This is a genomic window from Streptomyces sp. NPDC101151, from assembly GCF_044768335.1.
In the GTDB taxonomy this organism is placed as follows: Bacteria; Actinomycetota; Actinomycetes; order Streptomycetales; family Streptomycetaceae; genus Streptomyces.
Genome location: NZ_JBIWPP010000030.1, coordinates 15,072 through 27,614, shown reverse-complemented (window position 1 = coordinate 27,614; position 12,543 = coordinate 15,072). Strand labels below are relative to the sequence as shown.

The 12,543-nt window shown below is 71.8% G+C and carries 12 protein-coding genes; 9 read left to right on the top strand and 3 right to left on the bottom strand.

What is annotated here, in order from left to right; translation table 11 throughout:
• Positions 1-89 precede the first annotated feature (89 nt).
• The gene (locus ACIRU3_RS36270) at positions 90-368 is read left to right on the top strand and encodes a hypothetical protein (protein ID WP_404065821.1); all 279 of its coding nucleotides are present in this window, start codon (positions 90-92) and stop codon (positions 366-368) included.
• A 58-nt stretch (positions 369-426) separates the two neighbouring features.
• Here the strand turns inward: ACIRU3_RS36270 and ACIRU3_RS36265 are convergent, their stop codons facing one another.
• The gene (locus ACIRU3_RS36265; protein WP_404065818.1) at positions 427-852 is read right to left on the bottom strand and encodes an SRPBCC family protein; all 426 of its coding nucleotides are present in this window, start codon (positions 850-852) and stop codon (positions 427-429) included.
• A gap of 103 nt (positions 853-955) precedes the next feature.
• Here ACIRU3_RS36265 and miaB point away from each other — a divergent pair, with 103 nt between their 5' ends.
• Positions 956-2,482: a tRNA (N6-isopentenyl adenosine(37)-C2)-methylthiotransferase MiaB gene (gene miaB, locus ACIRU3_RS36260; RefSeq protein WP_404065816.1), complete on the top strand. Its 1,527-nt coding sequence runs from the start codon at positions 956-958 to the stop codon at positions 2,480-2,482.
• A 200-nt stretch (positions 2,483-2,682) separates the two neighbouring features.
• On the top strand, positions 2,683-3,396 hold the full coding sequence (locus ACIRU3_RS36255; RefSeq protein ID WP_404065813.1) for a class III extradiol dioxygenase subunit B-like domain-containing protein: 714 nt from the start codon (positions 2,683-2,685) through the stop codon (positions 3,394-3,396).
• Positions 3,397-3,543: 147 nt separating this feature from the next.
• Here ACIRU3_RS36255 and ACIRU3_RS36250 read toward each other — a convergent pair whose 3' ends face one another.
• On the bottom strand, positions 3,544-3,816 hold the full coding sequence (locus ACIRU3_RS36250; protein ID WP_404065811.1) for an antitoxin: 273 nt from the start codon (positions 3,814-3,816) through the stop codon (positions 3,544-3,546).
• A gap of 25 nt (positions 3,817-3,841) precedes the next feature.
• Complete coding sequence (locus ACIRU3_RS36245) at positions 3,842-4,114, bottom strand: hypothetical protein (RefSeq protein ID WP_404065808.1); 273 nt, start codon at positions 4,112-4,114, stop codon at positions 3,842-3,844.
• Between the two features lie 175 nt (positions 4,115-4,289).
• Here ACIRU3_RS36245 and miaA point away from each other — a divergent pair, with 175 nt between their 5' ends.
• From miaA to hflX, 6 genes are all read left to right on the top strand, one after another.
• Positions 4,290-5,228 (top strand): tRNA (adenosine(37)-N6)-dimethylallyltransferase MiaA, encoded by a 939-nt coding sequence (gene miaA / locus ACIRU3_RS36240; protein WP_404065806.1) that lies wholly within the window; start codon positions 4,290-4,292, stop codon positions 5,226-5,228.
• Between the two features lie 108 nt (positions 5,229-5,336).
• Entirely contained in the window at positions 5,337-5,849 is a 513-nt protein-coding gene (locus ACIRU3_RS36235; RefSeq protein ID WP_404065971.1) for a hypothetical protein, read from the top strand.
• A 45-nt stretch (positions 5,850-5,894) separates the two neighbouring features.
• Positions 5,895-6,764 (top strand): diaminopimelate epimerase, encoded by an 870-nt coding sequence (dapF, locus tag ACIRU3_RS36230; protein ID WP_404065803.1) that lies wholly within the window; start codon positions 5,895-5,897, stop codon positions 6,762-6,764.
• A 281-nt stretch (positions 6,765-7,045) separates the two neighbouring features.
• Positions 7,046-9,229 carry a RelA/SpoT family protein gene (locus tag ACIRU3_RS36225; protein ID WP_404065800.1) on the top strand — a complete coding sequence of 728 codons (2,184 nt, stop codon included), beginning with the start codon at positions 7,046-7,048 and terminating at the stop codon, positions 9,227-9,229.
• Between the two features lie 114 nt (positions 9,230-9,343).
• Positions 9,344-10,864 (top strand): M1 family metallopeptidase, encoded by a 1,521-nt coding sequence (locus ACIRU3_RS36220; RefSeq protein ID WP_404065797.1) that lies wholly within the window; start codon positions 9,344-9,346, stop codon positions 10,862-10,864.
• A 148-nt stretch (positions 10,865-11,012) separates the two neighbouring features.
• On the top strand, positions 11,013-12,506 hold the full coding sequence (hflX, locus tag ACIRU3_RS36215; RefSeq protein WP_404065795.1) for a GTPase HflX: 1,494 nt from the start codon (positions 11,013-11,015) through the stop codon (positions 12,504-12,506).
• The last annotated feature ends 37 nt before the right edge of the window (positions 12,507-12,543 follow it).

The following is a 12,543-nucleotide window of genomic DNA, read 5'->3' as shown; positions in this document are numbered from 1 at the left end:
GCGTTGTCGTGGGCGCCCCTGCGGCCTGGCCGCGGCGGTTCGCCCCTGGCCGCAGGCGGTTCGGCCGCGCGACCGCCTACGGTGGAGACATGACCGAGATCGTCGTCTACGAACTCGACAGGACGGTGGCAACGGGCTCGCTCCCGGGAACACCGGACGGGGCGGAACGGCGCGTCCGCAGGGTGCACGCGGCACCCGCCGCCCCGGGGACACCCACCGCCACGGGACCGCGGACCCTCTGCGGCAAGGACACGTTCGCCATGGAGACGGCCGGCTGGAATCCCTCCGAGCACCCCGGGGCGGCCTGGTACCCGGCGGAATACGCCTCCGTGGTCTGCCCCGACTGCGATGCCGTGATCGAGACCTGACCGGCGTACCGGCCGCCCGACGCCGCCGTGCCCGCCTCTTCCTACCGCTTCCTGCCGCTCACCCGCGTTCCAGGTACTCCTTGAAGTGCTCCAGATCGGTGCGGACGAGCCGTTCGATCGCGTTCGTCTGGGCGAACCCCTTCGGCCCGCCGAAGGCGTCCCGGACGGTGTCGGGGTCGTACTCCAGCCGCGCCTGGATCCGGGTGCGGTTCTGTTCGATCGGCTGCAGCGAGAAGGAACCCGTCAGCTCGGGGGCGCCCGTGGTGAGCCACTCCATCACCCGCTCCCCGCGGTCGGAGACCTCGGCCTCGACCTCCCGCGCCCGGCCGCCGGAGTCGACGTCCAGACGGGCTCGGCCCCCCGACTCCGTACGCGCGCCCCGCACCCCTTCCACGAAGCTCGGATAGTTCTCCACCTGGTGCAGGTTCTCCCAGGCCGTATCCACCGGAACTGCGACGTCGACATGTAGTTCGAGGGTGCTCATGGCTCACCTCCAGGTGCGGCTCATGACCCATGGCCTTCGGTTTCCAGTGTGCGCCCGGGAGGAGCCGGGGCGGGGCTCTCCCGCGACCGCCTACCCTTGAGGCATGACCATCAGCAGCGACCGGAGCCCGGCAGTGGACGTCTCAGCACCCAAGACCTACGAAGTCCGTACCTACGGGTGCCAGATGAACGTCCACGACTCCGAGCGATTGTCCGGGCTGCTCGAGGACGCCGGGTACGTGCGAGCCCCCGAGGGGTCGGACGGCGACGCGGACGTCGTCGTCTTCAACACCTGCGCCGTGCGTGAGAACGCCGACAACCGGCTCTACGGCAACCTCGGCCGCCTCGCGCCCAGGAAGGCGAGCCGGCCCGGGATGCAGATCGCGGTCGGCGGCTGCCTGGCGCAGAAGGACCGGGACACCATCGTCAAGAAGGCGCCCTGGGTGGACGTCGTCTTCGGTACGCACAACATCGGCAAGCTGCCCGTCCTGCTGGAGCGCGCCCGCGTCCAGGAGGAGGCGCAGGTCGAGATCGCCGAGTCGCTGGAGGCCTTCCCCTCCACCCTGCCGACGCGGCGCGAGAGCGCGTACGCGGCCTGGGTCTCGATCTCCGTCGGCTGCAACAACACCTGCACCTTCTGCATCGTCCCGGCCCTGCGCGGCAAGGAGAAGGACCGCCGCCCCGGCGACATCCTGGCCGAGGTCGAGGCGCTGGTCGCCGAGGGCGTCTCGGAGATCACGCTGCTCGGGCAGAACGTCAACGCCTACGGCTCCGACATCGGCGACCGCGAGGCCTTCAGCAAGCTGCTGCGTGCCTGCGGCGCCATCGAGGGCCTGGAGCGCGTCCGCTTCACCTCTCCGCACCCGCGCGACTTCACGGACGACGTCATCGCCGCCATGGCCGAGACGCCGAACGTCATGCCGCAGCTGCACATGCCGCTCCAGTCCGGTTCGGACACCGTCCTGAAGGCGATGCGCCGCTCCTACCGGCAGGATCGCTACCTCGGGATCATCGAGAAGGTGCGGGCCGCCATCCCGCACGCGGCGATCACCACCGACATCATCGTGGGCTTCCCCGGAGAGACCGAGGAGGACTTCGAGGACACGCTGCACGTGGTGCGCGAGGCGCGGTTCGCGCAGGCGTTCACCTTCCAGTACTCCAAGCGCCCCGGCACCCCGGCCGCCACCATGGAGAACCAGATCCCCAAGGAGGTCGTCCAGGCGCGCTACGAGCGTCTCGTCGCCCTCCAGGAGGAGATCTCCTGGGAGGAGAACAAGAACCAGGTCGGCCGCACGCTGGAGCTGATGGTCGCCGAGGGCGAGGGCCGCAAGGACGGTGCCACCCACCGCCTCTCCGGCCGCGCCCCCGACAACCGCCTGGTCCACTTCACCAAGCCGGAGCAGGAGGTCCGCCCGGGCGACGTGGTCACCGTCGAGGTCACGTACGCCGCCCCGCACCACCTCCTCGCCGAGGGCGCCGTCCTCGGCGTGCGCCGCACGGGCGCGGGTGACGCCTGGGAGAAGCGCAACGCGGCGGAGGCCGCCAAGCCGGCGGGCGTGATGCTCGGCCTGCCGAAGATCGGCGTCCCGGCGCCTCTCCCGGCGGCGACGAGCGCCTGCGGCTGCGACTAGGACGACCGGATTCGTCCCGGCCGGCTGCCGCCCGGTTCCGATCCGCCGGTGGCGGTGGCGGTGGCGGTGGCGGTGGCGGTGGCGCGGCCTCGTGGCCGCGCCGCGGGCCCGCCCGCTGTCGTGGGCGGTGGTGTGACCGGGCGTCCGCGCCCGCTCGGCGCCGGTAACGCCCGGCCGTCGTACGGCGTACCCTGCCGATCATGCTTGTCGCCGCCGCAGTCTGCCCCTGCCCGCCGCTGCTGGTGCCCCAGGTCGCCGCGGGTGCCGCACCCGAACTGGACCCCGCGCGCGTGGCGTGCACCGACGCGCTCGGCGTGCTCGCCGCCGCCCGGCCCGACACGCTGGTGGTCGTCGGACCCGCCGAGCAGAGCGGGCGCGGCCCGCATCCCCAGGGCACCCCCGGCTCCTTCCGGGGCTTCGGCGTCGACCTCGACGTACGGCTGGGGCCCCCCACGGAGGCCGTACCCGAGCGCGAGCTGCCGCCCTCACTGGCCGTCGCCGCCTGGCTGCTGGAACGCACCGGCTGGGCGGATGCCCCGATCGAGGGACTCGGCGTCGGGGAACCGCTCGCACCCGAGCGGTGCATCGAGGTCGGAAGGGGCATCGGCACCCGGGCCGGGCGGGTGGCGCTGCTGGTGATGGGGGACGCCAGCGCGTGCCGCACGCTCAAGGCACCGGGATACCTCGACGAGCGGGCGGCGCCCTTCGACGCCGAGGTCGCGCGGGCGCTGGGCGCGGCGGACGTGGCGGCCCTCGAGGCGCTGGACACCGAGCTGGCGTACGAACTGAAGGCTTCCGGCCGCGCGCCCTGGCAGGTCCTCGCCGGTGCGGCCGGGGGCGCGGGGCTGAGCGGGACACTGCTGTACGACGACGCCCCGTACGGCGTCGGATACCTGGTCGCCACCTGGTCCTAGGTCCTGCCCGGCCGGGCGCCCCGGCAACGGAGGCCCACCCGGTCGTGGGGGCCCGGCAGCCGCGGAGGCCCGCCCGGCGGCGGACGCGAAACGGCGGACGGCCGGGAACTCTGGGGCTCCGCGGCCGTCCGCCGATCTGCGTGCCGTTCAGGAAGCCGGCGGCGGGCCCTCCGGCCGGGTAGGAGTCGTGGCGTCGCCGACCTGCGGACCCTCCTTGTGCGCAAGGCGGTCCATCGCCTCCTTCGCCTTGCCCGTGCCCGCGTGGATCTTCTCGTGGTACTTGCCCTTGGTCCGGTCGTCCACGGCCTTGGCGGCCTTGTCGATGCTGTGCTGGACCTTGTCCCCGTGCTGGCGCGCGAGGTCCGACACCTTGTCCTTGGCCGGGGCGAGCTTGGCCTTCACGTTGTCCATAAGACCCATGGTCCACCTTCCCTCACGGGGACAGTCATGTGCGGGCGCCCTCACCGGCCTCGCTGTCTGCGGCTTCGTCCGCGGACTGCTGCTTGGGGATCTCGGCGCCCTCGGCCGCGCCGGCCTCGGCGGTCTCCGACTCCTCCGCCGCGGCCTCGCGCCCGTCCTGCGCCGACCCCTTCGCCTCCGCTGCCCGATCCGCTTCCTCCGCCTCGGTCGCTCCCGGCTCGGTGCCGGGCTGCGCCTCGACGGCCGCCGCCTCCTGCGTCGCCTTAGACCTGCCGAGGAGCCGTGCAAAAACGCCCATATCCACTCCATACGTTACTCGTGCGGGCGAAATCCCGCGTCACACGGTGCGTCCATTTGCGCCACCCCGGTCACCGTGTCCGGCCATCGGCGGGCACCTCGGTGCAACGACCCGGGACACGTGCCGTCACGTAACTCGTTCGAGGCCCGGCCGTGAGGTTTGCGAGACTGGTGCGGTGAGCAGCGCACCCCCCGCCCCCCGCGTCATCGCCGTCGTCGGACCCACAGCGGCCGGAAAGTCCGATCTTGGTGTCTTCCTGGCCCAGCGACTCGGTGGCGAGGTCGTCAACGCCGACTCCATGCAGCTCTACCGAGGGATGGACATCGGCACCGCCAAGCTGACGCCCGAGGAGCGCGGCGGCATCCCGCACCACCTGCTGGACATCTGGGACGTGACGGTCACCGCCTCCGTCGCCGAGTACCAGAAACTGGCCCGCGCCCGGATCGACGCCCTGCTCGCCGAGGGCCGCTGGCCGATCCTGGTCGGCGGCTCCGGTCTGTACGTCCGCGGAGCCGTCGACAACCTGGAATTCCCCGGCACCGACCCTGTGGTCAGGGCCCGTCTGGAGGAGGAGCTGGCGCTGCGCGGCTCCGGTGCGCTGCACGCGCGCCTGGCCGCCGCCGACCCCGGGGCCGCCCGCGCGATCCTGCCCAGCAACGGCCGCCGTATCGTCCGTGCCCTGGAAGTGATCGAGATCACCGGGCAGCCCTTCACCGCCAACCTCCCGGGCCACGACTCCGTCTACGACACCGTCCAGATCGGTGTCGACGTGGCCCGCCCCGAACTCGACGAGCGCATCGCGCGCCGCGTCGACCGGATGTGGGACGCGGGGCTCGTGGACGAGGTGCGTGCGCTGGAGGCGCAGGGACTGCGCGAGGGCCGCACGGCCTCGCGCGCGCTGGGCTACCAGCAGGTACTGGCGGCGCTCGCCGGGGAGTGCACCGAAGCGGAGGCGCGCGCCGAGACCGTTCGCGCCACCAAGCGCTTCGCGCGCCGCCAGGATTCCTGGTTCCGGCGCGATCCCCGGGTGCACTGGCTGAGCGGAGCCGTGGCGGACCGCGGGGAACTTCCCCGACTGGCTCTGGCGTTCGTCGAACGACCGGTTACAGCCTGATCACGTCATGGCATCGGGATGCGCCGCCGGTCAGCGCGGCCTTCGGCGCCGTGCCATCATCGAGCTTCGATCGACCAAGTGGAGTCCTAGTTGGGAGGGCGCGTGGCGATGGAGGCCGGCCCTCGCGACACCGCACGAAGTACCGAGCACGTCACCACCGACAGTGGCGAACCGGAACAGGGCGAGGACCGTCTGGCCGACCTGACCGACGACGGGCCAGACGAGACCTCGGGCGGTGTGACCGCCGACGGTCCGACGCCCGAGGAGATGTACGCGGGCGGTCCGGAGGTCGAGGTCGAGCTGCGCCCGCAGCGGCGGCTGCGCATCTGGCAGCTCGCGCCCATCGTGGCCCTGGCCGCCGGCGGCTCCCTGATGTTCGCCTTCCCGCTCGCCTTCGACTTCGGCGACAGCGGCGCGGTGATCGCCATGCTGGGCCTGTTGATCTGCTCCTGTGCCGCGGGCTGGGGCATGATGGCCGCCCGCCGCGTGGGATACACCTGGCCGGGCCTGCCCGCGCGCGGCTCCGGCGGGCGCCCCGACTGGCGCGTCGTGCTGGCCTACGTCCTGCTGGTGGCGGTCGTCGCCGTCCTCGCCGTGTGGCGGGTGGCCCGGCTGCGCTAGGGCCCGTCCGGCGGGGTTGTCGTACGGACCCCTTACGATCGAGGAATGAGCACGCGGATCGCCTTCCTCAAGGGTCACGGCACCGAGAACGACTTCGTGATCCTCCCGGACCCCGACAACGCCCTCGACCTCACCCCGGCCGCCGTCGCCGCCCTGTGCGACCGCCGCGCCGGCCTCGGTGGCGACGGCCTGCTGCGCGTCGTGCGGTCCGCCGCCCACCCGGAGGCCAGGGAGATGGCCGCCGAGGCGGAGTGGTTCATGGACTACCGCAACGGCGACGGATCGATCGCGGAGATGTGCGGCAACGGCACGCGTGTGTTCGCCCTCTACCTCCTGCATGCCGGACATGCGGGCGAGGGCGACATCGCGATCGCCACGCGCGCCGGGGTGAAGACCGTCCACATCGCCAAGGACGGTGACGTCACCGTCGGCATGGGCAGCGCACGCCTGCCCGAAGGGGACGTCACGGTGAGCGTCGGCGAGCGCAGCTGGCCCGCGCGCAACGTGAACATGGGCAACCCGCACGCCGTGGCCTTCGTCGACGACCTCGCGCACGCCGGCGACCTGTACGCCCCGCCGCCCTTCAGTCCCGCCGCCGCCTACCCGGACGGGGTCAACGTCGAGTTCGTCGTCGACCGCGGCCCCCGCCATGTCGCGATGCGTGTGCACGAGCGCGGCGCCGGCGAGACCCGCTCGTGCGGCACGGGCGCGTGCGCGGTCGCCGTGGCCGCCGCCCGGCGCGACGGCGTCGACCCGGCCGTCACCGGCGCTCCGGCGACGTACACGGTGGACGTGCCCGGCGGCCGCCTGGTCATCACCGAGCGGCCCGACGGAGAGGTCGAGATGACCGGACCCGCCGTGATCGTCGCCGAGGGCGAGATCGACGGCGAGTGGCTGGAAAACGCGCTTCGCTGACCTCGGGAAACCGTGCCTCAGCGGCTCCGGACGCCTGGATCAGCGATTCCCGGCGGCCGGAGCCGTTCGAAACCGCGGCCGAGTGCAGGGCAGTTGGCGCAAACTCTAAACCTCCTCCTCATCGCTCGAATGGGTGATCCGTTTCACGCTCGGCGAGAGACGGTCAGTCGCGCGTGGTGGGCTCGGTAGCATCAAGCACCGGCACGGACGGGGGAACGTCGCCATCCCTGAGCCGCGCATGCCCTGGGCTCCGTACGCCGGTACACGAGCCGGAGGTGCCCATGAGTGCGGAGGCCACGAACCCTGCGACCCCTGGCCCGGCAGCGCCCCCGGCGCCCGCAGCGGCCCGCAGGAAGTCCCGGGCCCGGATCGATCTGCGCCGGCTGGGCCGGGCCGCGCTGCTCGGCCCGGCCGCCCGCGGCAGGCTGCCCGACGCGATCGGCCATGTCGTCGAGGCGCACCGTGCGCACCATCCCGACGCGGACCTCGAACCCCTGCGCCGCGCCTACGTCCTGGCCGAGTCCTCGCACCGTGGGCAGATGCGCAAGAGCGGTGAGCCGTACATCACGCACCCGCTGGCGGTGACCCTGATCCTCGCCGAACTCGGCGCGGAGACCACCACCTTGACGGCCTCCCTGCTCCACGACACCGTCGAGGACACCGATGTGACACTCGATCAGGTGCGGGAGCAGTTCGGCGAGGAGGTGCGCTATCTGGTCGACGGAGTCACCAAGCTGGAGAAGGTCGACTACGGGGCGGCCGCCGAGCCCGAGACCTTCCGCAAGATGCTCGTAGCCACGGGCAACGACGTGCGCGTGATGTCGATCAAACTCGCCGACCGCCTGCACAACATGCGCACCCTCGGCGTGATGCGCCCCGAGAAACAGGAGCGGATCGCCAAGGTCACCCGCGACGTCCTCATTCCGCTCGCCGAACGCCTGGGCGTACAGGCCCTGAAGACCGAACTGGAAGACCTCGTCTTCGCCATCCTCCACCCCGAGGAGTACGCACACACCCGGGAACTGATCGCCGAGAACGCGGCCCGCCGCGACGACCCCCTGGCGGAGATCGCCGACGAGGTCCGAGGGGTACTGCGCGAGGCCGACATCCCGGCCGAAGTCCTCATCCGCCCGCGCCACTTCGTCTCCCTGCACCGCGTGGCCCGCAAGCGCGGACGGCTGCGCGGCGCCGACTTCGGCCGCCTGTTGGTGCTCGTCGGCGAGGACGCGGACTGCTACGGCGTCCTCGGCGAACTGCACACCTGTATGACGCCGGTCGTCTCGGAGTTCAAGGACTTCATCGCCGTACCGAAGTTCAACCTCTACCAGTCCCTGCACACCGCCGTCGCCCGCGCGGGCGGCCAGGTCGCCGAAGTCCTCATCCGCACCCACCAGATGCACAAGGTCGCCGAGGCCGGAGTCGTCGCGCTCGGCAATCCCTACGCTCCTCCTGCGGAGGAGCAGGCCACGACGGCCGACGGCGAGCGCGCCGACCCCACCCGTCCCGGCTGGCTCTCCCGTCTCCTCGACTGGCAGCAGGCCGCGCCCGATCCCGACACCTTCTGGTCCACGCTGCGCGAGGACCTGGCCCAGGACCGCGAGATCACCGTCTTCCGGCCCGACGGCGGCACCCTGGGCCTGCCCGAGGGAGCAAGCTGTGTGGACGCCGCCTACGCGCAGTACGGCGAGGACGCCCACGCCTGCATCGGAGCCCGCGTCAACGGCCGCCTGGCGACCCTCAGCACGGTCCTGAGAGACGGCGACACGGTCCAGCTCCTCATGGGCCAGGACCCGGCCTCCGAGCCCTCACGCGAGTGGCTGGAGCACGCCCACACCGCGGCCGCCCGCATCGCCATCCAACGGTGGCTGGCGACGCATCCGGGCGGGGGCGGGGGGAGCGAATCCGACGGCACGGGGCGCAGCGCGGCGGGCGCGCAGAGCGGCACGGCGGGGGCGGGCGGCTCGGCCGTGCGGTCCGCCGAGACCGAGGGCGCCCCCATGGCCCGCCCGCGCGGCGCGGACGTCCTGGTGGACCGGCCGGGAGCCGCGGTACGCCTCGCCGGGTGCTGCACGCCCGTACCCCCCGACGAGATCACCGGCTTCGCCGTACGCGGGGGAGTGGTGACCGTGCACCGTGTGGGGTGCACCGCGGTGGCACACATGAAGAGCCGGGGGCGCGCGGAGGTCGATGTGCGCTGGGGAGACACCACCGAGTGCCGGGTCACGCTGGTCGCTGAATCGTTCGGCCGCCCCCATCTGCTCGCCGACCTCACCGAGGCGATCGCCCTGGAGGGCGCCGAGATCGTCTCCGCGACCGTGGAACCGCCCAGCCAGCAGCGGGTGCGCCACACCTACACCCTCCAGCTCCCCGACGCGACACACCTCCCGGCCCTCATGCGTGCGATGCGCGACGTGCCCGGGGTGTACGACGTGAGCAGGGCCCAGCACCAGGCGCCGGCCTCCTGAGGGGAAGCCGGCCGAGGGTGGCCCTGCCTCAGAAGGCGCCCCAGGCCAACCCGTTCGGGTGGGCCGATCGCGCGCCGCCGCTGCGGCGCATGCGCGCGCTGGTAGCGGTGATGCATGCCGCTCAACCCTCGCCCGCGCGCGAGCCACCGGCTCCGCCACCGCAAGGCGGCCCTGCTCGCCGCCGCCGTCTCCGTCTGCCTCCTCGCCGCCGGGGCCCCCGCCACGCCCCTGGGTGTCGGCGACCGCCTCTTCCCGTACCTGGGCAACCCGGGATACGACGTGGCGTCGTACGACCTGTCCTTCACCTACCCGGACACCAACGACAAGCCGCTCCAGGCCGTCACCACCATCAGCGCCTGGACGACCAAGGACCTGGACCGCGTCAACCTCGACTTCGCGCACGGCACGGTCGAGTCCGTCGAGGTCGACGGCCGTCCCGCCGCCTTCACCAGCGCGGGTGAGGACCTGGTGGTCACGCCGGACCACCGCCTGCCCGAGGACAGCTGGACACGGATCACCGTGAAACACACCAGCGATCCCGTCGCCGGCAAGGACCAGGACGGCGGCTGGGTGCGCACCGCCGACGGCCTCGCCATGGCCAACCAGGCCGACGCCGGGCACCTGGTCTTCCCGTGCAACGACCATCCGTCCGACAAGGCGATGTTCACCTTCCGGATCACCGCCCCGAACAGCTACACCGCCGTCGCCAACGGCGTGCCGACGGGAGTGAACCGGGTCGGCGGGTCCACCACCTGGACCTACCGCACCCAGCACCCCATGGCCACCGAACTCGCCCAGGTGTCCATCGGCCGCTCCACCGTCCTGCACCGCGAGGGCCCGCACGGACTGCCGGTCCGCGACGTCGTGCCCAGCGCGGACCGCAAGGCGCTCGAACCGTGGCTCGCGAAGACGCCCGACCAGATCGCCTGGATGGAGAGCAAGGTCGGCCCGTACCCGTTCGAGACGTACGGCGTGCTCATGGCTCAGGCCTCCACCGGGTTCGAACTGGAGACACAGACCCTCTCGCTCTTCGAGAAGGACCTGTTCACCGAGCCCACCTTCCCCAAGTGGTACCTGGAGTCGATCATGGTGCACGAGCTGTCGCACCAGTGGTTCGGCGACAGCGTCAGCCCCCGCTCCTGGTCCGACGTCTGGCTGAACGAGGGGCACGCCACCTGGTACGAGGCCCTCTACGCGGACGAGAAGGCGCAGCGGCCGCTGAAGGACCGCATGAAGGCCGCATACGCCTCCTCCGACGGCTGGCGCGCCTCCGGCGGCCCGCCCGCCCTGCCCAAGGCACCGGCGCCCGGCCAGAAGATCAGCATCTTCCGTCCCAACATCTACGACGGAGCGGCGCTGGTGCTGTACGCCCTGCGCCAGGAGATCGGCGTACAGGCCTTCGAGCGGCTGGAGAAGCAGTGGGTCAAGGAGCACCGTGACTCCACCGCCTCCACCGCCGACTTCGTCCGCCTCGCCTCGGCCGTCGGCGGCCGCGACCTGAGCGGCTTCTTCCAGAACTGGCTGTACGGCGAGAAGACCCCGCCGATGCCCGGCCACCCGGACTGGAAGGCCAAGAAGCAGACCAAGAGCGCCAAGAAGCAGGCCAAGAGCGCCAAGGCCCCGGCCCGGAAATAAGGCGGTGACGAGACGCCCCGTTCCGTGCGACCATCTTCAGGTCGGCGCGGCACGGGACACGGGAATCTCGCGGGGCGCTCGTGCGTTGCAGAGATGAAGGCTGATGTCAGCACCGCCGACTCGGCAATCCCATCGACGTAAGGATCCAATGACCTCCTCTTCTTCCCCTTCCCAGGACACCAAGCGCCTCGCGCACGACTATCCCGAAGGTCTTCGGGCCGATGCCCTGATGGAAGAGGACGTCGCCTGGAGCAACGAGATCGACGGCGAGCGGGACGGTGATCAGTTCGACCGCTCCGAGCGCGCGGCCCTGCGTCGCGTGGTGGGCCTCTCCACCGAGCTGGAAGACGTCACCGAGGTCGAGTACCGACAGCTCCGTCTGGAGCGGGTCGTGCTCGTCGGGGTGTGGACCACGGGAACCGTGCAGGACGCGGACAACTCCCTCGCGGAGCTGGCCGCCCTCGCGGAGACCGCGGGCGCGCTCGTGCTCGACGGCGTGATCCAGCGCCGCGACAAGCCCGACGCGGCCACCTACATCGGCTCCGGCAAGGCGCTGGAGCTGCGCGACATCGTCGTCGAAACGGGCGCCGACACCGTCATCTGCGACGGTGAGCTGAGCCCGGGCCAGCTGATCCAGCTCGAAGACGTCGTCAAGGTCAAGGTCATCGACCGTACGGCCCTGATCCTCGACATCTTCGCCCAGCACGCCAAGTCCCGAGAGGGCAAGGCGCAGGTCGCGCTCGCGCAGATGCAGTACATGCTGCCGAGGCTGCGCGGCTGGGGTCAGTCGCTGTCGCGGCAGATGGGCGGCGGCAAGGGCGGCGGCCTCGCCACCCGTGGTCCCGGTGAGACCAAGATCGAGACGGACCGGCGCCGGATCCGCGAGAAGATGGCGAAGATGCGCCGGGAGATCGCGGAGATGAAGACCGGCCGCGAGATCAAGCGCCAGGAGCGCAAGCGCAACAAGGTGCCGTCCGTCGCCATCGCGGGCTACACCAACGCTGGCAAGTCCTCGCTGCTCAACCGCCTCACGGGCGCCGGAGTCCTGGTCGAGAACGCCCTGTTCGCGACCCTGGACCCGACCGTCCGCCGCGCGGAGACCCCGAGCGGCCGCGTGTACACGCTGGCGGACACCGTCGGCTTCGTCCGCCATCTGCCGCACCACCTGGTCGAGGCGTTCCGCTCCACGATGGAGGAGGTCGGCGACTCCGACCTGATCCTGCACGTGGTGGACGGCTCGCACCCCGTGCCGGAGGAGCAGCTGGCCGCCGTGCGCGAGGTGATCCGGGATGTCGGGGCCACCAAGGTGCCCGAGATCGTCGTGATCAACAAGGCGGACGCGGCCGACCCACTGGTGCTCCAGCGGCTGATGCGGAACGAGAAGCGCTCCATCGCGGTCTCGGCCCGCACCGGCCAGGGCATCGCCGAGCTGCTCGCGCTGATCGACAACGATCTGCCGCGTCCCTCGGTCGAGATCGAGGCGATCGTGCCGTACACGCACGGCAAGCTCGTCGCCCGTGCCCACACCGAGGGCGAGGTGATCTCCGAGGAGCACACCGCGGAGGGCACCCTGCTCAAGGTCCGGGTGCACGAGGAGCTGGCGGCGGACCTGGCACCGTACGTGCCGGCGTCGCTCGCCTGAGCCGTCGCAGCGCACTCATCAAGCCCGAAGGCCCGCT